This is a genomic window from Acinetobacter sp. H1(2024), from assembly GCF_046557555.1.
In the GTDB taxonomy this organism is placed as follows: Bacteria; Pseudomonadota; Gammaproteobacteria; order Pseudomonadales; family Moraxellaceae; genus Acinetobacter; species Acinetobacter seifertii.
The window spans coordinates 400,627-425,961 of the sequence record NZ_JBKGFO010000003.1; the positions used below are offsets into that span (position 1 = coordinate 400,627).

The window sequence follows — 25,335 nt, forward strand, 5'->3', positions numbered from 1 at the left end:
AAATCAGATATAAACATTCTTAAGCACCGAGTCTTTGTCAAGTCGTCAAACGACATTGTCATTAAACAGCTTCATCAAGCTCTTCAATTTGGAAAACCTGACGCAAATAGGCCAAGAACGTATCGTTGTCGGTCATGGTCTTTCCTGGACTATCCGAAATTTTAGCAACCGACTGACCGTTGCACTCAACCAGTTTCAACACAATATTGAGCGCTGTTTGTCCCATATCATTGGTCAAATTGGTTCCAATACCAAAACTCACCTGAAAACGATCTTTAAAGTATTGGTGAAGCTCCCATGCCTTTGGCAAATTAAGTCCATCACTAAAGGTGAGCATTTTGGTTTTAGTATCAATTTTTAACTTACGATAATGCGCGTAGGCTTTATCGCCCCACTCATATGGGTCACCACTGTCGTGACGTAAGCCATCAAATAGTTTAGCGAAATACAGGTCAAAATCTCTGAGGAAAGCATCCATTCCAACAACGTCAGTCAAAGCAATTCCTAAGTCTCCACGGTACTCTTGTACCCATGTTTCTAAAGCAGCTTTTTGAAAGTCACGTAAGCGCACATCAAGGGCCTGAAACGCTTGTAGGAATTCGTGCGCCATGGTTCCAATTGGCGTGATATTTAATTCTTTAGCAAGCAAGACATTACTTGTACCACGGAACACATGCGGGACAGTTTTATGAAATGCAGCAACTACATGTTTTTGCCATTCAAAGCTATAGCGACGGCGTGTACCAAAGTCGGAAACTAAAAATGGAGGATCATTCGGCTGTTGAGATTTTTCGTATTGCTGAATTAATTCGAGTTTTGCTTTTAAACGCCGTTCGCCCTCGGCCCAAACTTCATCTGTTCGAATGCGGCTAAAATATAACTCGTTTACAATCGCCAGCACAAAAATCTCGAACATCATGGCCTGAACCATCGGCCCCTCAATACGAATATCTAGACGGCCTTCAGCATCTATACTGGCTTCAATAAAACGACGTTTGAGTTGGAATAATTCTAAATAATCGACAAAATCACTTTTAATAAAACGCAATTTTCTTAAGTATTGCAATTCGTCTTCTTTATATTTGAGATTACATAAATGGTCGAGTTGCTCATTTAAGTCATCCAAAATATCCACTAATGGATAAACCGTATCTTCTAAGTTTCTGCAACGAAAATGATAGACGCTATGAGTTTGCGGAAATTTGTGCAAAACCACTTGTAGCATCGTAAATTTGTACAAGTCTGTATCAAGTAAAGAATGGATAATTGGAGACATAGTCAATGATTATTCGCTTGCTTCTTTGCATTAAAGCATATTTTTATAGATGAATTATGGGCTTTTATACCATTGTTGCAACTCCATGAAATTTCCTTTTAAAAATCATTTAAATTAATTTCTGCTAAACTGCATCAATTCAAACAATTGCAGAAACTCTCTCTAACAATGCGCGCTTTAATACAACGAGTTCTTGAAGCTAAAGTGGTCGTAGACGGTGAAACGACCGGCGAAATCCAGCATGGCTTATTGGTTTTTTTAGGAATAGGCCGAGATGATACCTTCGCCATGGGTCAGAAGCTTATCGATAAAATTTTGAAATATCGTATTTTTGATGATGAGCAAGGCAAAATGGGCTGGAACGTCTCTCAGGCAAATGGTGGGATTCTGCTTGTTTCTCAGTTCACCCTGATGGCTCAAACCCAAAAAGGTTTACGTCCGGACTTTGGTCCAGCTATGCCACCTAGCGATGCAAAAGCACTCTATGAACAGTTGGTTGAATATACCCGTTCACAGTTTGAAGAAGTTCAGACAGGAATTTTTGCAGCCGACATGAAAGTACATCTCATAAATGATGGGCCAGTCACTTTCAATCTGGAAGTTGAAGCATAAATATAAAAAAAACTCCCAAATGGGAGTTTTTTTTATTTCTGGCAATTAACGACCAGTTTTTTCTTTAATAAAAGCACGTGCCTGACGTACTTTTTCTTTTACTGGTTTTGGTAACTTAGGTGGAATGAGTTTAGCTGCTTGGTTAAACCAAACAAGCAAGCTGAAATCACCTTCCATTTTAATGCTACCGTTTTGCATACCTGTCATAAATGCAGTTGGATCGCCTTTTAATAATGTTTTTACACCTTGTTCACTATCTGCAAATTGCAAAATAAAGTCAGCTTTTTCAGGTGAACCCGCGACTGTGTCGATGTGACCATGGTTAATAATAATTTGGCGAGCAACACCTAAGTCAGTACCAATTTGAATACGGAATGCACGGTCATGAACTAGTTCAATAAACTTAGGACTTGTACGTGCCAACTGTTTCATACGAAGTGCCAAACCTGCTACCAATAAATCTAACGGGTCTGTACTAACATCAACAAGTGGTAACTTAACTACAGGTATAGAAGAAAGTTTCATGAACATTCACGCCTATTGTATTTTTATGAAAATCTTGGGGCAAAACTCGACAAGGGCTTCCCTTTGACTGTTTTGTGCATCGACTGATGATATTCTAATTGGCAACGCAATCTATATATGAAACGTCAACAGACCACGCTATCGTAGCATAACTGGCTATTTTTTAATAAATGCTTTGTATAATAAAAATCATGTTTTCGTAAATAAAAAAGGCATGCTGTGCATACCTTTTTAGCGTTAGATAATACTTTAATTATCGGCTAGAACATTGCTGTTGGTCATCTTCATATACTGGCGTATGTTCTATATATTGGCGATTTGCCAAAGCCTTTTGTGCCTGTTTATCCTCACGTAATAAAACAAATGTGACCATTACCATCGCTAGACTTAGTGCAGTTAAATAACTATATGTGACTGGCATTTCAAAAGTGACTTGAACTCCAAAGCGGACCACTTCCAATAGCCCCCAAAAAAACATCCCTGCAAGCATAAAACCAAGCCAACGACGGTAAGGAGAAAAGAAAACAGCAACAAGCGCGACAGCAATTAAGCTGAATCCGGCGATAGCGGCAAAATTCGCTGTTACCATAGAAACCTCCGTCTTAATGAAAACGTCTAAAAACATTCGGTCTGAACTTCAGACCTCATTCCAAAAACAACTTTAATTCATGATTTGTGTTGAAGCTTAGAAAGCATTATGGATGTTTTTTTTTAGAAAAAAAGACCTGTTATTTGTCGATGCGACACACTTTGTCGCAACATTCTTTTGTCATTACATTTTTCTAAATTTCAAAAAGTTCTACGTCCTATATGGCATCAATTCTGGCGTGTCATTACAAAAAACTATGCTGTTTTTTTGACTGAAAATAAGTTTTTTTCAGTTTTTTTTATTGCCTTTTTTCTGTGCATAATTTTGTCATAACTTGCTTGTTTTTATGACTATTCTGCATAAAAAAAGCGCTACTCTTGAGCAGCGCTTAATGATTGTTCAGTATTATTTAAGCACGGTTCAAATCTTTGTCATGCATACCGAGTAAATACAGTACACCATCTAAACCAACGCTTGAAATCGCCTGATTCGCATTTTGGCGAACAAGCGGTTTAGCGCGATACGCTACGCCAAGTCCGGCAATCGCAAGCATTGGTAAATCATTTGCGCCATCACCGACAGCCATTGCCTGCTCTAATGAAATATCAAGTTTGTTGGCAAGCTCACGTAATAATTCAGCTTTACGTGCGCCATCAACAATTACACCTTTTACTTCACCAGTTACAACGCCATCTTGTACGTCTAAAACGTTGGCATGAACTTCATCAATACCAAGTTTACCTTGTAAATATTCAGCAAAGTATTGGAAACCGCCAGATAAAATAGCCGTTTTATATCCAAGTGCTTTTAACGTTGAAATGAGGCGTTCTGCACCTTCGGTAATGGTTAAACGCTCAGCAATTTTAGGTAAAACAGCAGCATCCAGACCTTTTAATAAAGCAACGCGTGCGCGGAAGCTTTGCTGGAAATCAAGTTCACCTTGCATTGCTCTTTCAGTAATTTCAGCAACTTGTGCGCCTACCCCTGCTTCAATCGCCAATTCATCAATCACTTCTTGCTCAATTAAGGTTGAGTCCATATCGAAGCACACTAAACGGCGGTTACGTCGATAAGCGTTGTCTTCTTGAACAGCAACATCAATATTTAATTCGCTTGAAAGAAGTAAACATGCAGCACGCATTGCTTGTGCATCTAAAGTTAGACCACTGCTTAAACCGAACTGTACACAAGCGCGACGAGGCAATGTACTGTCCTTTTCAATGTCTACACGACCTGATAAACGGGTTACAGTTTCGATGTTAAAGCCTTGGCTAGACACAATTTGTGTAACGGCTTGTAAGTGTGCAGCAGTAAGCTCTGGTGCTAAAGCCGTGACGATATAACGGGTTCGCCCACCTTCACTTACCCATTGATCGTATTCTGCGCCCGAGATTGGTTTAAAGCGCACTGTTAAGCCAATATCATGTGCTAAAATCAAAATCTCTTTCATTGCCAACGCTGTCGCAGTTTCATTATCTGAAGCGACCACGATGCCCAATGTCAGTTGATTATGAATAACGGCCTGACCTACATCCAGTATTTGCAATGAATGTACGGATAGTACTTGCATTAATCGGGTAAACTGGTTTGGTTGGTCCGGTCCTAAAAAGGATATAAGAATGATTTCTCGCATGAATTGACTCTAGTCTGAGTGACAACTATTGTAAGAATCATAATCGAATTTCAATATAATTGCCTTGGAAGTTTAACTTGATTGCGCCTAGACAAGGGCTATTTGCTAGCCTACTGATCATTAGTTTTGCATTGCATACCTTTTTATTGGTGATTGCAACGACACACCAGCTCAATGAAAACCGTGCGAGCCAAGGTCAGCTCATGACCAGCCAACTCGTAGCAGACAGCTTATCTGAGCTTGAACCTGCCAATACGGTATCTTTGGCTCTTATTGCCAATCGCTATGCGACCAATCCAAGTGTGGCATCTATTCGCATTCTTGATGCCAATAAACAAGTCCTAGCGACAAGCGGCATGTCAAAAACTCGCGAAGGCGAAGTTTTTGTTCGTGATGCTCTTCAAAACGAGAAGAAAGTCGGTTCTATTGAAATTACGCTTATTCAACCAAGTATTGGCGAAATCCTTCGTACCCAATGGCTTGCGATTTTAGCTTCGTTATTCTTACATGTTTTATTATGGCTTGCTTATCGTGCCATCGCTCGTCCAACCCGTAGTGAATACCTAGCACGTATTAACGAAGAAAATCGTTTAAAACATGAGATTCAAGAGTTAACACAAGCTCTCGCGCTTGAAAAACAAAATACAGTAACTTTGGTTGCACAAGCTCAGCAACAAGCTAAAGCGAAACCACTTGTTCGCCCACAACCAGAAAAAAGCACAGAATCTACAAACCAAGATAGTTTGGCACTCAACATTCAGTTTTATGACCCTAAACAGTTATTAAGTAGTGTTAACCAGTCTGTTTCTATACCTTATTTTAAACTTTGCCAGCTCTTCTTAAATAAAAGTATCGAGCTATGCACAAAGCATTATCATTTAAAGACTACAGATATTGAGGTCGTAGATGAGTTTCATGCAGAAGGCGCAACACTCGCAATCTCAACTTCACATCAGCACGCTGTAGAATGTCTGCTTATGGTAGGTACAGTTTTCCAATTACTATCAGACGTTTTATATAAACGTTACCGTGAAGATAAACGCTTTGCACTACAAACGCGTAGTGCTGTGTGTCATGCCGTAGAAGCAATGCAAATTGATGCCAAAGAAGCAGCTCAGCGTTTAGCACAACATCTGCATGCTAAAGAGTCTGCGCTTTATCTAGATAATGATCAGCTTAAAGCAATTCAAGACAGTTATCAGCTTGTTGCAATGCCAAACCCGAGCAATATTATGACTCGTCATGCATTTATGATTAATGGTATGAATGCTGAATGTGCAGAGCTTGCCCAAAATATTCGAACTGAAATTTTGATGGGCAAAAAATCAATTCCTCAAAATGATAGTTCGAGCAGTGCAGCATCTTAAAAGTCATTGTGCGCATTCAAACCTAGCCTAAAGGCTAGGTTTTTTTATTTAAATTCATGGTATTTATAATCAAGAATTTTATTTTCTTATGCTTTATTGAGATAAGTAAATCCAGATCTATTATGTTGAGATGTAAATTTGGATAAATCAGAATCATAGGCAAAATTCTCTAAACAGCGTAAACTATGCAAAATTTATTAAATAGAAATTGTCTTACGACAAAAAAAGGTGAAAGCGAATGCCGCTGAGTCGTGTTGAAGATCTTGTCGCCGATATTCGTGCAGGCAAAATGGTTATTTTGATGGATGACGAAGATCGCGAAAATGAAGGTGATCTTGTCATGGCAGCAACGCATGTGCGTCCTGAAGATATCAACTTCATGATTACCCATGCACGTGGTCTAGTTTGCCTAACGTTAAGCCGTGAGCGCTGTAAACAGTTAAATCTACCTTTGATGGTTGATCAAAACGGCGCTCAGCACAGCACAAACTTTACGTTATCAATCGAAGCTGCCGAAGGTATTACAACAGGTATTTCAGCAGCAGAGCGTGCGCATACAATTCAAACAGCTGTCGCAGCGCATGCTAAACCAAGCGATATCGTACAGCCGGGTCATATTTTCCCACTCATGGCTCAACCAGGTGGTGTTTTACATCGTGCAGGCCATACCGAAGCAGGCTGTGATTTAACACGTTTAGCGGGCTTTGAACCAGCTTCAGTCATTTGTGAAATCATCAATGAAGATGGCACAATGGCACGTCGTGCAGATTTAGAAATTTTTGCTGAGAAGCATGGTCTAAAAATTGGTACAATTGCCGACCTAATTCACTACCGTATGACCAATGAGCAAACGGTTGAACGTTTGGATCAAAAAACCATTCAAACTGAATATGGTGCATTTGAACTTTACCGTTATCGTGAGATTGGTAATCCGGACATTCATTTGGCTTTGGTTAAAGGCGAGCCAAAAGAAGGTGTTACAACAGTACGTGTTCATGGTTTCAGTCCAATTCGCGATTTGCTTAAGCTCAATAAAGCTGATGGTGAACCTGCGTGGAATCTAGACCGTGCACTACAGACAATTGCAGCGAGTGATCGCGGTGTTTTAGTATGGATCGGCCAAGATCATTTGCAAGACTTGGGACCAGCGTTGGATGATTTAAATAAGCCAAAACCGGTGAAATCCAATGCAGCACTTTCACATCAATATCAAACGATTGGTGTCGGTGCTCAAATTTTGCGTGATTTAGGTGTTGAAAAAATGAAGCTTCTTAGCTCACCATTACGTTTCAATGCTTTATCTGGCTTTAATTTAGAAGTAGTGGAATATATCACTGCTGATCAAATCACAACGAAATAATCGAGGTTGCTATGGCAATTCGCCGTATTGAAGGTTTATTACATCTCGCAAGCGAAGGTCGTTATGCGATTTTAGTGGGTCGTTTTAACAGCTTTGTTGTTGAACACTTATTAGAAGGCGCGATCGACACATTAAAACGTCATGGCGTAAATGAAGATAACATTACTGTTATTCACGCTCCTGGCGCATGGGAACTCCCGATCGTTGCTAAAAAATTAGCTACATCAAACCAGTTTGATGCGATTATTGCACTTGGTGCAGTAATTCGTGGCAGCACACCACATTTTGACTTTGTTGCTGGTGAATGTGCGAAAGGTTTAGGTGTAGTTGCGTTAGAAAGCAGCTTGCCTGTTATCAATGGTGTATTAACTACTGACAGCATCGAGCAAGCAATCGAACGCTCAGGTACAAAAGCAGGAAACAAAGGTAGCGAAGCTGCTTTAACTGCAATTGAAATGGTTAATTTATTAAAGGCAATTTAAAGCATGTCTCAAACACTGCAAGCCGCTTATGCAGCAAAACGCAAAGCACGTCGTTTTGCTGTACAAGGTATTTATGAGTGGCAAATGAGTCACAACCCTGTACATGAAATTGAAGCGCGTACACGTGCGGAAAATGCAATGCACAAGGTCGACTTAGGCTATTATCACGAACTACTGACTCAAGTCATTGCTCAACGTGAAGAACTTGATGCATTACTTATTCCGGTACTTGACCGGGAACTTAGTGCACTTGATGGCGTGGAACTTGCGACTTTACGTTTAGGTGCTTACGAGTTACGTGATCATTTAGAAATTCCATACCGTGTGGTACTTGATGAAGCAATCGAGCTCGCTAAGCATTTTGGCGGAGCAGACAGTCATAAGTACATCAATGGTGTATTAGACCGTCTGAGTTCGACACTGCGTAGCGCAGAAAAACAGCAAGCAGATTAATAGGCTTGATGTTCTATGGCTGAGTTTTCAATTATTGACCAATATTTTAATCGACAATCAAATCCAGATGTCGCACTTGGTATCGGTGATGACTCAGCCTTAATTACTCCCCCTCCAAATCAACAATTAGTGATCTGTGCAGATACACTGGTTGCTGGCCGTCATTTCCCTCTAGACACCTCCCCTCATGCTATCGGTTGGAAAAGCGTTGCTGTAAATCTTTCAGATATTGCTGCAATGGGTGCTAAACCCCATAGTATTTTGCTTGCAATCAGCTTACCTCAAGTTGACCATGAGTGGCTTGAAGGTTTTAGTCAGGGAATCTACGACTGTTGTAATCAGTTCGGTGTTACCTTAATTGGTGGAGATACCACCCAAGGTCCTCATCTCACCATTACCGTTACCGCAATGGGCTGGATAGAAACCGGCAAAGCCGTGTTACGTTCAGGCGCAAAAGTCGGTGATTATGTTTGTGTAAGTGGTCAGGTGGGTGATGCAGCTTACGGTCTTCAGCATTTGGGACATCCGCTGCAGCAAAGACTCGATTATCCGACACCACGTTGTCAGCTTGGGCAAGAGCTTAAAGGACTTGCCTCTAGCATGATTGATGTTTCAGATGGTTTAGCGCAAGATTTAGGACATATTTTAAAAGCATCTAAGGTTGGAGCACGACTTGCCTTAGAAAAATTACCTGTTGACCCAGTATTGCAACAATTAAAAGAACAACAACGTTGGCAATATGCGCTTGCCGGTGGTGATGACTACGAATTATGTTTTACAATAACACCGCAAAATTATGGAAAACTTTTGCAAAAACAACTGGACGTTAAGATTACAATGATTGGACAGATCGTTGAACAAACAAAACTAACTTTTGAGCATTTGGGTTCAGATTACCCGCTGCAAATTCATGGATACCAACACTTTGCATAAACCGCCGATTCATTTTAAGAACATGTCTTGGTTCAACCGCTGCATCGTTTTCTGTGGGGTTGGTTTTGGATCTGGTCTCGCCCCTAAAGCACCGGGTACTTTTGGCTCTGCTTTTGCCTTACTTTTCATTCCTATTTGGCTATCTCTCGGATTTAACTTAAGTTTAATCGCTATTATCATCATGTCGTTGGTGGGTATTTATATTTGCGGTCAAACAGCAAAGGTTATAGATGTACACGATGATGGTCGAATTGTGTGGGACGAATTTGCAGGTCAATCTATTACTCTCCTGCCTTTAATATTTTTTAATATAATGTCGTTACAATGGGCACTAATTGGTTTTTGCTTATTCCGCCTGTTTGATGTTTGGAAACCTTGGCCAATCCGTGTGGCTGACCAGAAAGTTGCTGGCGGCTTCGGAATTATGCTGGACGACATCATTGCAGGGCTTTGGGCGGCACTATGTATCATCATATTTATTACTTTCTGGGGCGTAACGCCATTTAAGTAGGTTTACTCATGTCAACTACCGTCATTATCCTTGCTGCAGGCAAAGGAACGCGAATGCGTTCACAACTACCTAAAGTATTACAGCCTTTAGCTGGCCGCCCGCTACTAGGACATGTTATTAAGACAGCAAAACAACTATTAGCAGAAAATATCATTACCATTTATGGACACGGCGGCGATCACGTAAAGCAGACGTTTGCACAAGAAAACATTCAATGGGTTGAACAAGCAGAACAATTAGGTACAGGTCATGCGGTACAAATGACTTTACCGGTACTTCCTAAAGACGGTATTTCATTAATTTTATACGGCGATGTTCCTTTAGTCCGTCAAACAACGCTAGAGCAACTTGTTGAAGCATCAAGTCAAACTGGTATTGGCATGATTACTTTACATGTCGAAAACCCAACAGGTTATGGCCGTATTGTTCGCCAAGACGGCAAAATTCAAGCGATTGTTGAACATAAAGATGCAACTGATGCACAGCGCCAAATTCAAGAAATCAACACAGGCATTTACTGTGTAAGCAATGCAAAACTTCATGAATGGTTGCCTAAGCTTTCTAATGAAAATGCACAAGGCGAATACTATTTAACTGACATCGTTGCGATGGCGGTTGCAGATGGTTTAGAAATTGCCTCTATTCAGCCAGAACTTGCTTTTGAAGTTGAAGGGGTGAATGACCGCTTACAACTTGCAGCACTTGAACGCGATTTTCAGCAACAGCAAGCAAAAGAACTTATGCAACAAGGCGTAACTTTTGCTGACCCTGCACGTTTTGATTTACGCGGTTCTGTGAAAGTTGGACACGATGTTCGTATTGACGTAAATGTCATTATTGAAGGTGACTGTGAACTCGGTGACTTTGTAGAAATCGGTGCTGGTTGTATTTTGAAGAATACAAAAATTGCAGCAGGAACCAAAGTTCAAGCTTATAGCGTTTTTGATGGTGCAATTGTGGGTGAAAACACTCAAATTGGTCCTTTCGCACGCTTACGCCCGGGCGCTAAATTGGCGAACGAAGTCCACATTGGTAACTTCGTTGAAGTCAAAAACACAACCATTGGTCTTGGTAGTAAAGCTAACCATTTCAACTACTTAGGTGATGCCGAGATCGGTGCTGACTCAAATATTGGGGCAGGTACAATTACCTGCAATTATGATGGTGCAAATAAACACAAAACCACTATTGGCGATGCAGTGTTTATCGGTTCTAATAGCTCGCTGGTTGCGCCTGTGACTATTGGAAATGGAGCAACAGTCGGTGCGGGTTCTGTGATTACGAAAGATGTAGCTGAACAAAGTCTCTCCTTTGAACGTGCTCAACAAATTTCTAAGGCAAATTATCAACGTCCCCAAAAGCGTGAAAAATAAGAGGATTGAATTATGTGTGGTATCGTCGGAGGCGTTGCAGAACGTTGTGTAACTGAGATTTTAATCGAAGGTTTAAAACGTCTTGAATATCGCGGTTATGATTCAGCAGGCGTTGCTGTACTGAATAATGAAGAAGTTTTACGTGAGCGTCGTGTAGGTAAGGTGATTAATCTTGCTGATGCGGTTGCTGATCAGCAGCTCACTGGGGTAGTTGGTATTGCTCATACACGTTGGGCAACACATGGTAAACCAACTGAAAATAATGCTCACCCACATATGTCGGGTAAAGTGGCAGTCGTTCACAACGGTATTATCGAAAACTATCAAGAGCTTAAAGATGACCTTCAAGCTTTAGGATATGTGTTTACCTCTCAAACAGATACAGAAGTTGTCGCTCACTTAGTTGCAGAAGCACTAAAAAGCACTGACAGCTTACTTGAAGCAGTACAATCTGTTGTTCCTCAGCTTAAAGGTGCATACGCACTGGGTATTATCCATAGCGATTATCCAGATGAGTTAATCACTGTACGCGAAGGTTCACCACTTGTGATTGGTGTAGGTATTGGTGAAAACTTTATTAGTTCAGACCAACTTGCGCTTTTACCTGTAACTAACCGTTTTATGTATTTAGAAGAAGGTGATATTGCTCGCCTGACTCGTACTTCAATTGAAGTATTTGCAAACGGTGAACTTGTTGAACGTCCAGTGAAAGAGCTTGACGCAACAGTAAGCAATGCTTCAAAAGGTGAATACAAGCACTACATGCTCAAAGAAATTTATGAGCAACCAGAAGCAATCAAACAAACGATTTCTCAAGCACTTGACGGCAACAGCTTACGCGAAGACTTCTTGCAAAATGCTGAAGCAGACTTTAGCAAAGTTCAAAGCGTACAAATTATTGCATGTGGTACAAGTTATCACTCAGGCATGATCGCGAAATATTGGTTTGAACAACTGATTGGTGTGCCTTGCCAAGTTGAAATCGCAAGTGAATTCCGCTATCGCTCACCTGTGATTGTTGAAAATACGCTTTATGTCTGTATTTCTCAATCAGGTGAAACAGCCGATACTTTAGCTGCATTACGTGAAACTCAAAAACGTGCTAAAGCAAACAAGCTCAGCATTCAGACTTTAACCATTTGTAACGTTGCTACGTCTTCAATGGTACGTGAAACTGATCACCACTTATTGACCCTTGCTGGGCCTGAAATTGGTGTTGCATCAACGAAAGCGTTCACGACTCAGCTTGCTGCGCTTATGCTACTCGTTCTAAAAATTGGACAAGTAAAACAGCGTATTAGCAATGTCATGATTGAAGAGATTGCCCGTGAATTGTGGCACAGCCCGAAAGTCATTCTTGATACGCTTAAAAATAACGATGAAATTTTACGTTTATCAGAATTGTTCGTTGAAAAACAACACTGTTTATTCTTAGGCCGTGGCACACACTATCCAATCGCTTTGGAAGGTGCGTTAAAGCTTAAAGAAATTTCATATATTCACGCAGAAGGTTATGCGGCTGGTGAGTTAAAACATGGGCCATTGGCACTTGTTGATAACGAAATGCCAATCGTGATTCTTGCGCCAAACGACGAAATGCTTGATAAGCTTAAGTCGAATATGGAAGAAGTTCAGGCGCGTGGTGGTGAATTATTCGTTTTCGCTGATGAAAATAGCGGTGTAGTTGAAAAAGATCGTCAACACGTTGTACAAATTCCAGCAGTAAACGAATGGCTTGCTCCAATCATTTATAGCGTACCAGTTCAGTTATTGTCTTATCACGTTGCTGTATTACGTGGTACGGACGTTGACCAGCCACGTAACTTGGCGAAGTCAGTAACTGTAGAGTAATTCAAAAAGATCATTATTAAGGCATCACCTGCTTTAATAACTGATTGATTAAGCCCGACATGTAACGCATATCGGGCTTTTTTATTGCGTTCATACGGCCACACAGCCCTTTCCCGTGAAAGAAAAATAGAGAACTCACCCTAGGCCCCCGTGCCACAACAGTCTTTTACTTTTGCGCTGATTTAAAGTGTGAGAGATCATTGCGACACAGAGATAAAAGAGCTAAGCGAACTTAGCCCATTTCAGTTTTATCGCAGCGTTGAATGCTGCTGAAAAAAGTTAGGGGCAAAGTCCTGTGGGAGAACAGGACTTTGCAAACTGGTGTGTTTTAAACGTTGTACGGTTTGAGGTGAACAAATTTTTTTAAATTCCTGCTGAGCATTGGCATCATCATTTGTAATACTGTAAGCACCGACCACAAGGTTTAAAACCAATAAATATTTATGTAGCTTCATATTATTCTCATGATTATTTATAAATTTAAATAAAATAAAAATATGATGCAAATAAATATTAAAATAATTTTTTAAATAACAGTTAATCCTTCCAAAAATATAGGAAAATAAAATAATTAAAATTTTAAAATAGAAATAATTTATAAATCTAAAAAATCAGGTCGCAAAAAACCCAAATTTTAAATAAATAAAATAGTTAACTAAAAGAGAAAATGAGTTTGAATAATGGCATGGCTAACTCCTTAAAAATGGAGTTCTACCACCAAATCACCGCGAATTAATTTAGGGTGGTAGAACGAAAGAGGGTTAGCAGACTGACCTAGCGACCAGCACGCGCGAACGCGTCCCCCTTCCGCCCTACCATAGAGAAAAAGGGGGCACAAAGGTTCCACACGGGTAATACTGAGGAAGTATAACCCGACACGCTAGGGTACGGTCTGCTAAAACCGACTGGCAATGTAGGCCAGCAACGAGATAATAATCGGTGATTTTAATTACGTCAATTTATTTTAATGAAAAAGTTTAAATATAATCATTTTATTCATATTTAAATAATATTGCCCTTCTTATTATATTCATGGCTTTTAATTAAATTTAAAATATAAACTTGAGTTATATATATTTAGTTAATAAAATAGATTAATCCTAATTTAATAGTTTATATAAATACAGCTAACATGAAGACGATTTAAGTATAAAAACAACTTATAGAACGCCCCTACTCCATAAGTCGATAAGCGAGCACTTCTAGCATCTTTTCCAAAACTTATTTCTCTGTAGCTTTATTGAATTTATAAAGCTCTAAAGCATAGTCTATGCCTTTTATTAAGAAACTCTAATAAATATAAATAAATCAGCATGTTATGTACAAAAATCAACAAAAACACTTGTCTTTTTACATGAAAAATCATGATATAAATCACGCTTCGAAATTTGCCTAATAACTATAAATTTCGACTATTACAAAAACTTTCTAATTATAAGGAGCGACTTATCATGGCTAATGGCTTTCCAGGTGGAAACTTTAGAATCGTTAATAAAGAAACAGGTGCATGTATCGCAAGCGCATACGGTGGACAAACCCATGGCTTACAAGATGCTGTAAGTTCACTTGGAGAAACGGGTAAGATAGCTTACTCTCATACAAATGACCGCCTATTTACGGTACATGACAAAGCTAAAAACATAGAAGAAGAGCTTTGGTATTTTGACAGTAGTGCAGACAGTTGGGGTCACAGAGTGAATATGCTTTATAACAAAGTTAAAGATATCCGTTCTCGTTGGGTGCTCGGTGCTTACGTTAAAACAAAAGTGATTGGATTTAAACTGAAAGACCACGACTTAGAACATTTTATTAGTCTTTTACCACAGCAAGATGAACAAACACTAGCCCATTTAAAAACCAATGATGGTCTGGATATTATTCGTTTATTAGAAACATTTATTGATATTAACGGCGAAGAAACCATTAAATCGGAACTCATTGGCAAACATGATGAGACCAAGCTAAATGACCTTTTAAATCCAGTCCTCGCTCATGAGTCAATTCGTAGCATTGAGCAAAAGTTCTATGAATATGCTCGCTCTCCTTTGCTAGGTTTATTAAATATTCCTGAACTTAAAGGTTTGTCTGAAAATCCTTTCGCTCAGCATAACGAACAACTCTATAAGATCATTCTTGCCTCTGTGCAATTAGATGTCTTGGATCTTAAAGATGAGCATCGAGATTCAGTGTTCCGATTGCATTTAAGACATCAAAATATCAATGCTCTTCTAGAAAAAATTAAAAAAGAGCAGCTTGGGGAACTCCAAGGAAAAGTATGGACAGAGCTTCAAGATGTAGAAGATCCTCAAAAAGAAGCCGTAAAAATTATTCTAGAGCTTAGAAAAACGCTAGATCTACATACTGATGAGAAAAATATGAATACGGCCAAAAAGATTCTGCAGACATGTTTAAAGTCAAATGAATCTTTTGAACAACTGCAAACAGCATTAAAAAGTACAAAAGATAAAGAAAAGCAAGCAGTTCATTGGCATAGTGGCGATATTTTCTTACAAGGCGCTGGTCGTCAGTACCAAACTAAGTGGGCATTTGAAGATGGTTATATCTTTGTAGAAGGCCAACCAGATGCGGTATTGACACATCTCTGGGATTCACATGCAACGATCAGTCAACGCTCTACTAATGATCCGAGACAGCGCTGGGAACTTAAAAGAGCTTAATAGGCAGTGACTCCAAAAACTAAATAAGTTTATTTTCAATCATCCAAAGAATTTAAATCATTCTTTGGATGATTTTGAGTTTGATAGAAGTAAATCTGATTATAAAATTGAAATACTTATAAATTTCTTATACTTTAAATTGTTTAAAATTCATTCAAAAACAGCAACAATAAGATAGGTAAAACATGATTTCTTTAGAGTTATTCATTACATTTTTAATTACTACAATTATTTTTGCTTATATTCCGGGTCCAGCAATGCTGTATACCGCTGCGCAGACGCTTTCACGTGGTAGAAAATCTGGTTTGATGGCAGCATTTGGAATTTTCTTAGGAGGCTGTTTTCATATCATCGCAGCCTCTTTGGGCCTAACAACCATCTTTCAAATAATTCCAAAACTCTATGATATTATTAAAATTTTAGGTGCTTTGTATTTAGTTTGGTTAGGCATTAAATTAATTAGATCGACCTCGTCACCGACTGTTCAGCAAAATGTTGAAAATGGTCAGTTATCTTTAAAGCAGAGCATTCTGGTCGAAGTTTTAAACCCTAAAACCGCTATTTTTTATATCGCATTTTTACCCCAATTTATTAATACCTCATTAGATTTTCCAGTTTGGTCTCAATTCATCATTCTGGGTCTGATTGTGAATCTGATCTTTGTTTCTGCTGATGTGGTTTGTGTGTTTTTAGCCAATTATATTAGCCAAAAATTAACTAAATCGAAGAAGCCCCAAAAATCTATGTCAGTGATGGGTGGACTCATTTTTATGGGGCTAGGCGTTTTTCTTGGCTTTAAAAATCAGTAGTTTCTACGGGTAAACGCGTACCTAACAAAGAAAAAGTAACGTCCGCAACTTCCAACGGGTCTGAACTGGTCCAAATAATATGATTCCCCTCATTTGGACTTTCAGAACTTAACTTATATTGATTGAGCTGACGAATTAATTGCGCTGTTACAGCTTCCGAAGGCTCAATAATTTGAATATTACCACCTACAATTTCCTGAATCGTGTCTGAGACAAATGGATAGTGCGTGCATCCTAAAATAATCGTATCGACTTTTTGCTCGACCAACGGTGCCAAAATATTTTTTAAATAATCTTTAACCTCCGCGGTATGTGCTTTGCCCGTTTCAATTTTTTCAGCCAAACCAATACACGGCACCAAAGACACTTTAATATCTTGCGCATACGTTTCAATTAAACTTTTTAAGTTTTTGCCCTTCACCGTGGTGGCAGTTGCCAAAACAGCAATATGCTTGCTCACGGTCATGGCTACCGCGGGTTTTACCGCTGGTTCTATAGCAATAAGCGGCACATTAATTTGCGCTCTAATCGTTTCAACCGCTACAGCCGTCATGGTGTTACAAGCAATCACGATCGCTTTGCATTTACCATGAGTCACTAGGTTTGAAATTAAATGCGTAGTCCGTGACACAATCCAGTCACTTTCTCTGTCGCCATAAGGGACATATTTCGAGTCCGCGAAATAGATAATATCTTCATTCGGAAGGGCCTGCCGAATATACTTAAAGAGAGACAGCCCGCCTAAACCAGAGTCAATCATTCCAATCGGGTTGTTACTATTATTCATGGTTAGTCCCGTATTTCATGTATTTAGAAAAATTCTTTCATGGTTGCCAAGTCTGTGAGCACGACTTTGGGCTGAATGGTTTTTAATTTTTCGGCCGATGTATATCCCCAACCTACCGCAGCAAAATCAATACCTGCTTTATGTGCAGCTTCGCCATCCGTGGTTTGGTCGCCGACATAAATGGCATGGTTCTTTCTTACGTCCAAAATGTTGAGAACACGCTTTATTCGCTTCGCTTTGCCAAATATAGACGAGCCGCCATCAATATGGCTAAAAAGCTCACAGAGTTCTTCACCCAGTACATTTTGACAATTTTCTTTAGAGTTAGAGGTAATAATTGCGAGCGTATATCCCTGCTTATGCAGTTCAATTAGGTGGTCACGCATACCTTCAAACAAATGAATTTCTTCATCTCTTTCTTTCATTAACCGAATAAAGTCTTTCGCAATCCAAGGCAGTTTCCACCGAGAAACATTCATCTCTTTCATAATTTCTCTAGGCGTAAGTTGTTTGTAGTACTCGACTTCGTGAAGGCTTACCGATTTAAACTTATACTTTGCGGAAAGTTGATTTAAAACATTTAGAAAAAAATGAAAGGAATCGACTAAAGTGCCATCTAAATCAAAAATAATCGCTTGATATTGTTTTAAGGTTTTTTCCATTTCTAATTTCAAAAGTATATTTTTCATTATTATATTATGTTTTTTATATCTTTTTAAATCAGGCCCAACGAGGACCTGACCTAAATTTTGAATTTTATTTTACGCTGCCGCTTTTTGTTCCTTTATCCAATTTTTAATACGGGCATCGAGTATATTTAAAGGCAAGGTTCCTGCATTTAAAACCATGTCATGGAATGCTTTGATATCAAAACGATCTCCAAGCTCCTGTTTCGCAAGCTCCCGTAGCTCTAAAATTTTGAGTTGGCCCATTTTGTATGCCAATGCTTGGGCAGGAATAGCAATATAGCGGTCTGCCTCTGCCTGAATATCTGGTTCATCTAAAGCTGAGTGTTCGCGCATAAAATCAATCATTTGCTGACGCGTCCATTTTTTATAATGCACACCAGTGTCCACCACTAGACGACAAGCCCGGAACAACTCACTCGAGAGTCTTCCATAGTCTGAAAGCGGGTCTTTATAGAAACCAACATCTTTACCCAATTGCTCTGCGTAAAGTGCCCATCCTTCAATATAAGCGGTATGGTTAGGTTGCTTTCGGAACATCGGCAAATTTGGCAGGTTTTGGGCAATATCAATCTGCATATGGTGGCCGGGAATTGCCTCATGGTAAGCAGTCGCTTCCATGGATATTTTGGAACGTTCAGAGAAGTCGCCAGTATTTACATATACTTGTCCAGGACGTGAACCATCAGGCGTGCCTTGGTGATACTCCGCACCTGCCGCTTCTTTTTCTCGATATTGCTCTACAGGTAAAACTTCGACTTTATTTTTTGGCAATAAACCAAACAGCTTCGGCAACTCTGGTTGCATTTGGGCAATATATCCACGATAAATCTCTAAAATTTCTTCACGAGATTTTGGGAAAACAGCGGGATTTATTTTTAAAGATTGTTGGAAACTTTTTAAGTCATTGAAGCCTTGTGCTTTGGCAATTTTCAGCATTTCCGCCTCTATACGAGCAACTTCTTTTAATCCCAATTGATGAATAGATTCAGGACTTTCCGAGGTGGTTGTATTGTTTTCTACATAAAAACGATAGAGCTCGTCACCGTTTGGCAAGCTCCAGATACCCTCGTGCTGTCGTCCATAGGGTAAGTAATCTTTCTGAATAAACGTGCCGAGTTTTTGATAAGCAGGCCGAACATTCTGATCTATGGCCTGTAGTATTTCACGGCTTAAACGCTCTTGTTCTGCTTTCGAAATGTTTTTTGGAAATTGCTTTAATGGAGAAGCAAAAACACTATCTTTCCCTGCTGGAGTTGCAATGCTATCAATCTGCTTTGCCACTTTTTCAAGTAAATATTTCGGTGGTATCAAACCATCTTTTTGTCCTTGTTTCGCTAACTGAATACCTTGATCAAGAATAAGAGGAATTTGTTTTAAACGAGCAATATAGTCTTGATATTGCTTAGTATTATTAAATGGAATCGAACTAATAAATCCCGGAAATTGTAAATGCAGCCCCCACATTTGATTGAAAGGCATCTCATAGAGTTTCAAATCATAATTTTTAAGTGTCTCTTTCAACTGATAAATCATTAAACCTTTATTTAATTGATCGGTTGCTGAAAACCCTGTGCTATCAATCGCTTCAAAACGTTTTAAAAAATTTTGAGTAGTTTTTTTATCTTTCTCAATCTGATTTTTTGAAGACTCGGTCCATCGATCGTTGTAGCGTAAATCGCCTAATGTCGTGGCAGTTTCGGGGTTATTTTTCAAAGTATATTCCCATTGTTCTTGTAAAAGCTGATTTAAAGCTTTCACCCGAACAGAGACATTACTGTTTTGTTTAGCTTGTGATTTTTCGGTGGTATTTGTACTTATTTCGGGGGTTGTAGCATTAGACGAATGAGACATCCAAAATAAAACACTGATACAAGCAAAATGTAAGGTTCTGTTTTTCATTTAATTATCCAAACATATTTAACGAAGTTTAAAATATAGACAAAACAAATTACGTGCCAAGCAGCCTATAAAATAGTGTAAAAATCGAGTATTTTTTTAACTCAATGATTTTATAAATTAATTTTCTTTTTAATTAAATTATTTATAGTTGCTATCTATATTCCATATTTGACTTTAATTTACCAGAAAGTCAAAAAAAGCGCACATGAGCGATCTCAGTGCACTTTTTCATTTCTACATTAAAAATTGTTTCTCAAGAAAACAAATATTGATAAACAATATAGGCAGCCAGTTTTGCTGTTCGATTGTCCAAATCAAATTTTGGATTGCACTCGGCAATATCTAAAAGTTTGATTTTGCCAGTCTCTTGAATATGCTTAAAAATTGCTTCAAAAGTGGCTAAATCAATTCCTTTTACAGCAGGTGCACTGACCCCTGGTGCAACCGCAGCCGCGAAGACATCTAAATCAATCGTAACGTACAAACAGTCTACTTTTGCAATAAAAGCATCAACCGCCGCGAGCACGTTTGGTAGGTTAAAAATATTAACCTCATGATCGCGTAAATATGAACAATTTAAAGCATCGGCCGTATCAAACAAAACTTTAGTATTGGCATGGTTAGCAACCCCAATACATAAGTAATTAAATTGTTTTTGATGCTGTTCTGAAAGTCGAGCTGCTTGTAAAAAAGGTGTTCCAGAGGTGGCATGCTCTGCTTCACGCAAATCAAAATGGGCATCAAAATTAATAATGCCTATTTTTTTATCTGGCGCGTGGGCTTGTACATATTGGAACAGACCACTAAAGCTACCAAATGCAACTTCATGTCCACCGCCCAACACAATCGGCTTTAAACCATTTTGCAGGCTATTGGCGACTTGTTCTGCTAACTCGCTTTGTGCTTGCTCTAAATTCTCATATTCGCAAGTCACTGTACCCAAATCGACCAGGCTCACTGTGCGATGAATCGGTAAGTTAGCCAGTTGTGTACGAATCGCATCTGGCGCATCGGCAGCACCAACTCGGCCTTTGTTACGTTTCACGCCTTCATCAGAGCTAAAGCCAATCAGGGCAAACTCGGCATGTTGGGTTTTATTCATAATATGATGGATACGTTGATGTGCTTCACCATCGCCATCATGACGGCCTTGCCATTTAAATGTGTGATTCATATGCCACCGTCTAAAAAATAACTTCTTGTCCATGCTGAACGACTCGCTTAGGCAAATCTCCGCCAAGCCAGTAAACAATTTCAGATGGATGCTCAATATCCCAAGCCACGAAGTCAGCGACTTTACCTTGCTCTAAACTGCCGTGTGTTTGCTCTAAACCGAGTGCTTGTGCCGCATGAATGGTGACACCCGCTAATGCTTGCTCAGGTGTTAAGCGGAATAACGTACTGCCCATATTCAGCATTAAACGTACAGAAAGTGCTGGAGATGTACCTGGATTTAAATCACTCGACAGTGCAATACGCACGCCATGCTTAATAAGGCTTTCAATCGGTGGGTATTGTGTTTCACGTAATAGGTAAAAGGCACCCGGCAATAACACAGCAACCGTACCCGACTCTGCCATAGCTTTGACATCATCTTCGGTCATGTACTCTAAATGGTCAGCCGACAAAGCATGATAACGTGCTGCCAAGCTTGAACCACCTAGCGATGAAAGCTGCTCAGCATGAAGCTTAACGGGTAGACTCAATGATTGTGCTGTTTTAAAAACACGTTCAACCTGAGCAGGTGAAAATGCCAAATGCTCGCAGAACGCATCTACTGCATCGACTAAACCTTCAGCGTGCAATTTAGGCAGCATTTCTGTACAGATATGCTCAATATAAGCGTCGCTTTGATCTTTGTATTCTGGCGGTAAAGCATGGGCAGCCAAACAGGTGCTTTTGACCGTCATTGGTAAAGCTTCACCAATTTGACGGATCACACGCAGCATTTTGCGCTCGTTTTCGTAGTTGAGTCCGTAGCCAGACTTAATTTCGATAGTCGTTACACCGTCTTGCTGCATGCAGCGAATACGCTTAAGGGCTGATTTAAGTAATTGTTCTTCGCTGGCTTCACGGGTTGCGCGTACTGTACTTGCAATACCGCCACCGCTTGCAGCAATTTCAGCATAACTTACGCCTTGTAAGCGCTTTTCAAACTCAACGCTACGGTTGCCACCAAATACACTATGCGTATGACAGTCGATGAAACCTGGGGTCACCCAAGCACCATTTAGGTCAACTGTTTCGGAATAAGTGTCGGTAGGAAGTTGTTGTTGTTTTCCAATCCAATGGATGAGATGCCCTTCGGTAACAATTGCAGCATCTTCGATATAAGAATATTGCCCATTTTGCATGGTGGCAATATGGCAGTTCTGCCAAAGTTTTTTCATTAGCCTATCCTCGAAACTGCCCAACAGTTAAACCATTGGGCAGTTGATTTGTTAGCTTTCCATTTCTATGTTTTGCTGGACAGGCTCACTTTCCTTTCCCAAGCTTTGCTCCGGCTTTACCCAAATGCGATACGCAATGGTTAATAGAGCAAGCCATGCCGCACCTACATAAATTGCAGGACGCGAGTCTGGGAAGTAGCCCATCATCACTAAAATGAACACCATAAACCCGATTGCGAACGCAGGAGCATATGGCCAGCCAAATACAGGGAAATCCAGTGCCTTAATTTCAGCAGTAGATAATTTACGGCGCATTGCCACTTGCGAGAGCAAGATCATGAGCCATACCCAAACGGTAGCAAACGTTGCAATTGATGCAATGATGACAAATACATTTTCAGGAATCAGGTAGTTCAGTACCACACCAATTAACAGCACGCCAGCCATAACCACAACAGTCATCCAAGGCACACCATTACGTGAAAGTTTCTTGAACACTTGCGGTGCTTGACCACGATTTGCCATACCGTACAACATACGGCCTGCACCAAATACATCACTGTTAATTGCTGAAATTGCAGCAGTTACCACCACAACGTTTAAAATATTTGCAGCAGATTTAATGCCTAAGTTTTCAAAAATTTGTACAAACGGGCTACCTTGGCTACCAATCTGGTTCCATGGGAAAATCGACATCAGTACAAAAATAGTGAGTACATAGAACAGTAAAATACGGACTGGAACAGCATTAATTGCTTTTGGTAAGGTGGTTTTCGGGTCTTGTGACTCACCTGCGGTTAAACCAATGATTTCGATACCGCCAAAGGCAAATACAACTACAGATAAACATGCCACTAAACCTGCAATACCATGCGGCATGAAACCATCATAAATCCATAGGTTTTGAAGCCCCGGTACAACATTGCTGTGATCAACATGGAAGCCATAAAACATAAGGCCTAAACCACCGATAATCATGGCAACAATAGCACTGACTTTGACAATTGAAAGCCAAAATTCGAGTTCACCAAAGACTTTTACATGAATAAGGTTAATTGCACCTAGGAACATAATGAGAGACAAAATCCAGATCCACCGCGGTACATCGGGATACCAGAACCCCATATAAATACCAAACGCAGTGACATCGGCAATTGCAACAATCACCATCTCAAAAACATAGGTCCAACCTGTGGTAAAACCAGCCAATGGACCAATGTACTGAGATGCATAGTGGCTGAATGAACCAGAGACAGGGTTATGGACAGCCATTTCACCCAGTGCGCGCATAACGATATAAATTGCAATCCCTGCAACGATATACGCAAGTAATACTGAAGGCCCTGCCATTTTGATGGCAGTCGCCGAACCATAGAAAAGCCCAGTTCCAATTGCTGAGCCCAATGCCAAGAAACGAATATGGCGGGTGTTTAAACCCCGCTGTAGTGTGGAGTTTTGTGACATTTTAATCTCCAATCCTTGAGGAAATTTAGTTGGATTCGGCCACTCCATGTGACCGTTTTATCAATCACACTTCAGATAAACTAGGGAGCAGTTTTGGAATGAGTAACTTGTTTAGGCAACCACTCGCAAGCAATTCGCTAGCTTGTTCGATATCCGGAGCAAAGAAACGATCTTCGCTGTAGTAAGGAACTTGATCGCGCAAGATTTTACGAGCTTGTTCAAGTTTAGGCGAGCTTTTTAAACCTTCACGGAAGTCTAAACCCTGACAAGCGCCTAACCATTCAACAGCTAAAATGCCACGAACGTTGTCAGCCATGTACCAAAGACGCTTACCGGCATTCGGAGCCATCGATACGTGGTCTTCCTGATTGGCAGAAGTTGGTAAACTATCAACACTTGCAGGATGTGCTAATGCCTTATTATCGCTCGCAAGTGCAGCAGCTGTCACTTGTGCAATCATAAAGCCTGAGTTAACACCGCCATTTGCAACCAAGAATGGTGGAAGTTGTGACATGTGGCGGTCCATCATCATCGAAATACGACGTTCTGACAGTGAGCCAATTTCAGCGATCGCCAATGCTAAATTATCTGCTGCCATTGCAACAGGTTCTGCATGGAAGTTACCACCAGAAATCACGTCGCCTTGTTCAGCAAAAACAAGCGGGTTATCCGATACAGCATTTGCTTCAATTGCTAATACTTCAGCCGCCTGACGGATTTGGGTTAAACATGCACCCATTACCTGTGGTTGGCAACGTAAAGAATATGGGTCTTGAACTTTGCTACAGTCTTCGTGTGAATGTGCAATTTCACTTGAGTCTGTTAATAGGTCACGATATGCCGCAGCTACATCAATTTGACCACGTTGACCACGTACTTCGTGAATACGCGCATCGAATGGTGCACGTGAACCCAGCATTGCTTCAACACTTAAGCCACCACAAACCGTTGCAGCAGCAAATAAGTCTTCAGCTTCAAACAAGCCACGTAACGCATAAGCCGTTGAAACTTGTGTACCGTTTAAAAGTGCCAAACCTTCTTTAGCTGCTAAAGAAATGGGTTCTAGACCTGCAACTTTTAAAGCTTCAACTGCTGGTAACCATTCACCCTTATAACGTGCTTTACCTTCACCAAGTAAAACTAAAGACATGTGTGCAAGTGGTGCTAAGTCACCTGATGCCCCTACTGAACCTTTCAGTGGAATCTGCGGATAAACTTCGGCATTAATTAAAGCCAACAAAGCATCAATTACTTTACGACGAATACCAGAGAAACCACGCGCCAAGCTATTTGCTTTCAATAGAATAATTAAACGAACCATTGCATCATCAAGTGCTTCACCTACACCTGCTGCATGCGAAAGAACCAATGAACGTTGTAACTTTTCTAAATCTTCAGGAGCGATTTTGGTTGACGCGAGTAAGCCAAAGCCTGTGTTAATACCGTAAGCTGTACGCCCTTCATTTACAATTTTCTCAACGCAAGCCACACTTGCATTAATTGCAGAAGAAGCACTTTCATCTAATTTCACTTTAATCGGATTGAGATACGCTTGACGTAAATCGGCTAAGGTCAATTTTCCCGGTTGGATAAGTAATTCCATGTTGGCTTCCTAATTTTTTGCACTATATTCTGCTGAGACGGTGCTTTTCAC

22 protein-coding genes and 1 pseudogene are annotated in these 25,335 nt (G+C 40.1%); 11 read left to right on the top strand and 12 right to left on the bottom strand.

Annotated features, from left to right (window positions below; genetic code table 11):
- Positions 1 to 61 precede the first annotated feature (61 nt).
- Positions 62 to 1,276 carry a nicotinate phosphoribosyltransferase gene (pncB, locus tag ACLCEG_RS11485; protein WP_191103242.1) on the bottom strand — a complete coding sequence of 405 codons (1,215 nt, stop codon included), beginning with the start codon at positions 1,274 to 1,276 and terminating at the stop codon, positions 62 to 64.
- Positions 1,277 to 1,444: 168 nt separating this feature from the next.
- Between pncB and dtd the strand changes: the two genes are divergently transcribed.
- The gene (gene dtd / locus ACLCEG_RS11490; RefSeq protein WP_019458570.1) at positions 1,445 to 1,888 is read left to right on the top strand and encodes a D-aminoacyl-tRNA deacylase; all 444 of its coding nucleotides are present in this window, start codon (positions 1,445 to 1,447) and stop codon (positions 1,886 to 1,888) included.
- A gap of 45 nt (positions 1,889 to 1,933) precedes the next feature.
- Here the strand turns inward: dtd and ACLCEG_RS11495 are convergent, their stop codons facing one another.
- The 3 genes from ACLCEG_RS11495 to serB form a co-directional block, all read right to left on the bottom strand.
- A complete protein-coding gene (locus ACLCEG_RS11495; RefSeq protein WP_019458571.1) occupies positions 1,934 to 2,413 on the bottom strand; it encodes a hypothetical protein in 480 nt (159 codons plus the stop codon).
- Positions 2,414 to 2,666: 253 nt separating this feature from the next.
- The gene (aciT, locus tag ACLCEG_RS11500; RefSeq protein ID WP_004704819.1) at positions 2,667 to 3,002 is read right to left on the bottom strand and encodes a ciprofloxacin tolerance protein AciT; all 336 of its coding nucleotides are present in this window, start codon (positions 3,000 to 3,002) and stop codon (positions 2,667 to 2,669) included.
- A gap of 409 nt (positions 3,003 to 3,411) precedes the next feature.
- Entirely contained in the window at positions 3,412 to 4,635 is a 1,224-nt protein-coding gene (gene serB / locus ACLCEG_RS11505; RefSeq protein ID WP_410567589.1) for a phosphoserine phosphatase SerB, read from the bottom strand.
- Positions 4,636 to 4,694: 59 nt separating this feature from the next.
- On the opposite strand from serB, the gene ACLCEG_RS11510 reads away from it, so the two are divergent.
- From ACLCEG_RS11510 to glmS, 8 genes are all read left to right on the top strand, one after another.
- A complete protein-coding gene (locus ACLCEG_RS11510) occupies positions 4,695 to 6,002 on the top strand; it encodes a hypothetical protein (protein WP_410567591.1) in 1,308 nt (435 codons plus the stop codon).
- A 238-nt stretch (positions 6,003 to 6,240) separates the two neighbouring features.
- Positions 6,241 to 7,362: a bifunctional 3,4-dihydroxy-2-butanone-4-phosphate synthase/GTP cyclohydrolase II gene (gene ribBA / locus ACLCEG_RS11515; RefSeq protein WP_039252405.1), complete on the top strand. Its 1,122-nt coding sequence runs from the start codon at positions 6,241 to 6,243 to the stop codon at positions 7,360 to 7,362.
- An 11-nt stretch (positions 7,363 to 7,373) separates the two neighbouring features.
- On the top strand, positions 7,374 to 7,844 hold the full coding sequence (gene ribE / locus ACLCEG_RS11520; RefSeq protein WP_001007829.1) for a 6,7-dimethyl-8-ribityllumazine synthase: 471 nt from the start codon (positions 7,374 to 7,376) through the stop codon (positions 7,842 to 7,844).
- 3 nt (positions 7,845 to 7,847) lie between these two features.
- On the top strand, positions 7,848 to 8,297 hold the full coding sequence (gene nusB / locus ACLCEG_RS11525; protein WP_004704812.1) for a transcription antitermination factor NusB: 450 nt from the start codon (positions 7,848 to 7,850) through the stop codon (positions 8,295 to 8,297).
- A gap of 15 nt (positions 8,298 to 8,312) precedes the next feature.
- Positions 8,313 to 9,230 (top strand): thiamine-phosphate kinase, encoded by a 918-nt coding sequence (gene thiL / locus ACLCEG_RS11530; protein WP_410567593.1) that lies wholly within the window; start codon positions 8,313 to 8,315, stop codon positions 9,228 to 9,230.
- A complete protein-coding gene (locus tag ACLCEG_RS11535; protein ID WP_000380679.1) occupies positions 9,208 to 9,741 on the top strand; it encodes a phosphatidylglycerophosphatase A in 534 nt (177 codons plus the stop codon). Before thiL ends, ACLCEG_RS11535 begins: the two co-directional genes overlap by 23 nt.
- A gap of 8 nt (positions 9,742 to 9,749) precedes the next feature.
- Positions 9,750 to 11,114, top strand: coding sequence for a bifunctional UDP-N-acetylglucosamine diphosphorylase/glucosamine-1-phosphate N-acetyltransferase GlmU (gene glmU, locus ACLCEG_RS11540; RefSeq protein WP_410567595.1), 1,365 nt, complete (start codon positions 9,750 to 9,752; stop codon positions 11,112 to 11,114).
- A gap of 12 nt (positions 11,115 to 11,126) precedes the next feature.
- Entirely contained in the window at positions 11,127 to 12,965 is a 1,839-nt protein-coding gene (gene glmS / locus ACLCEG_RS11545; RefSeq protein ID WP_191028758.1) for a glutamine--fructose-6-phosphate transaminase (isomerizing), read from the top strand.
- A gap of 222 nt (positions 12,966 to 13,187) precedes the next feature.
- Here glmS and ACLCEG_RS11550 read toward each other — a convergent pair.
- A pseudogene (locus ACLCEG_RS11550) lies at positions 13,188 to 13,420 on the bottom strand (hypothetical protein).
- A gap of 996 nt (positions 13,421 to 14,416) precedes the next feature.
- Between ACLCEG_RS11550 and ACLCEG_RS11555 the strand changes: the two are divergent.
- On the top strand, positions 14,417 to 15,643 hold the full coding sequence (locus ACLCEG_RS11555) for a hypothetical protein (RefSeq protein ID WP_410567597.1): 1,227 nt from the start codon (positions 14,417 to 14,419) through the stop codon (positions 15,641 to 15,643).
- A gap of 185 nt (positions 15,644 to 15,828) precedes the next feature.
- Positions 15,829 to 16,452 carry a LysE family translocator gene (locus tag ACLCEG_RS11560; protein ID WP_191000952.1) on the top strand — a complete coding sequence of 208 codons (624 nt, stop codon included), beginning with the start codon at positions 15,829 to 15,831 and terminating at the stop codon, positions 16,450 to 16,452.
- Here ACLCEG_RS11560 and murI read toward each other — a convergent pair.
- The 7 genes from murI to hutH form a co-directional block, all read right to left on the bottom strand.
- Positions 16,439 to 17,239 carry a glutamate racemase gene (gene murI / locus ACLCEG_RS11565; protein ID WP_410567599.1) on the bottom strand — a complete coding sequence of 267 codons (801 nt, stop codon included), beginning with the start codon at positions 17,237 to 17,239 and terminating at the stop codon, positions 16,439 to 16,441. The two genes, ACLCEG_RS11560 and murI, sit on opposite strands and share 14 nt — an antisense overlap.
- Positions 17,240 to 17,262: 23 nt before the next feature.
- Complete coding sequence (locus tag ACLCEG_RS11570; protein WP_410567601.1) at positions 17,263 to 17,901, bottom strand: HAD family hydrolase; 639 nt, start codon at positions 17,899 to 17,901, stop codon at positions 17,263 to 17,265.
- A gap of 99 nt (positions 17,902 to 18,000) precedes the next feature.
- Positions 18,001 to 19,827 carry a DUF885 domain-containing protein gene (locus ACLCEG_RS11575; RefSeq protein WP_410567603.1) on the bottom strand — a complete coding sequence of 609 codons (1,827 nt, stop codon included), beginning with the start codon at positions 19,825 to 19,827 and terminating at the stop codon, positions 18,001 to 18,003.
- A gap of 253 nt (positions 19,828 to 20,080) precedes the next feature.
- Positions 20,081 to 21,001, bottom strand: a complete 921-nt coding sequence (gene hutG, locus ACLCEG_RS11580) for a formimidoylglutamase (protein ID WP_410567605.1) — start codon at positions 20,999 to 21,001, stop codon at positions 20,081 to 20,083.
- Between the two features lie 10 nt (positions 21,002 to 21,011).
- The gene (hutI, locus tag ACLCEG_RS11585; RefSeq protein WP_151749422.1) at positions 21,012 to 22,217 is read right to left on the bottom strand and encodes an imidazolonepropionase; all 1,206 of its coding nucleotides are present in this window, start codon (positions 22,215 to 22,217) and stop codon (positions 21,012 to 21,014) included.
- 51 nt (positions 22,218 to 22,268) lie between these two features.
- The gene (locus tag ACLCEG_RS11590) at positions 22,269 to 23,681 is read right to left on the bottom strand and encodes an amino acid permease (RefSeq protein WP_004704780.1); all 1,413 of its coding nucleotides are present in this window, start codon (positions 23,679 to 23,681) and stop codon (positions 22,269 to 22,271) included.
- A gap of 64 nt (positions 23,682 to 23,745) precedes the next feature.
- Positions 23,746 to 25,284, bottom strand: a complete 1,539-nt coding sequence (gene hutH, locus ACLCEG_RS11595) for a histidine ammonia-lyase (protein WP_410567606.1) — start codon at positions 25,282 to 25,284, stop codon at positions 23,746 to 23,748.
- Between the last annotated feature and the right edge of the window lie 51 nt (positions 25,285 to 25,335).